Annotated in this window: 1 protein-coding gene; it reads left to right on the top strand. The window is 47.8% G+C overall.

What is annotated here, in order from left to right; all coding sequences use genetic code 11:
• The coding region (locus tag PKO01S_RS28525; RefSeq protein WP_246070784.1) for a condensation domain-containing protein at positions 1 to 869 on the top strand (869 nt) is incomplete at both ends.

The following is an 869-nucleotide window of genomic DNA, read 5'->3' on the forward strand; positions in this document are numbered from 1 at the left end:
ACGGAATGAAATAGAAGAAGCGGTTGCATGTGCCTTTACAGAAGTGTTAGGTGTTACTCCGGTGGGAATTGAAGACAACTTCTTCGAGTTGGGCGGGCATTCCCTTCGCGCAACCCGTGTTGTCAATCAGATTGAAGCGAAGACCGGAGTACGCTTGCCGCTGAAGGCCATTTTTACCGCTCCGACTGCCCGGCTTCTCGCCAAAGAAGTAGAACAAGCAAAAGTGAAATCGAAAGCATACATTCCGATTCCGCAGGCGGAAGATAAAGAAGCGTATCCGATGTCGTCGGCACAAATGAGGATATACCTGATTAACCAGATGGACGATGCTGGGATAGCGTACAATATGCCGACAGTAATGCGGATTAACGGAACGTTAGATAGGGGCCGCATGAAGTATGCGCTGGAGCAATTGGCCATCCGCCATGAAGCTCTGCGCACCAGTTTCCATATGCATGGTGGAGAACTCGTACAGAGGATAGCAAAAGAAGTTCAACTCGAATTGGAGTATGAAGAGCGGATTGCAGAAAAAGAAGAAAAGCTGCTGCATAGTTTTGTGCATCCGTTTAACCTTGCCAAGGCGCCGCTGATGCGGATGAAGGCAGTCAAAATAGGAGAGGACAAAACGATCCTCTTGTTAGATATGCACCATATCATCTCCGATGGTATGTCTATGGATATTTTTACAAAAGAACTTTCCAAGCTCTACAAAGGAGAGCAATTAAAGCCGCTGAGTGTGCAATACAAGGATTACAGCGAATGGATGCGAACAAGAGACTTATCGGAACAGAGCAGATATTGGCAGGGTGTATTTAGAGAACCGGCGCCAGTGCTGGATCTGCAGCTGGATTACGTAAGGCCGCAGACAC

Source organism: Paenibacillus kobensis NBRC 15729 (assembly GCF_004000825.1).
GTDB lineage: Bacteria > Bacillota > Bacilli > Paenibacillales > Paenibacillaceae > Paenibacillus_T > Paenibacillus_T kobensis.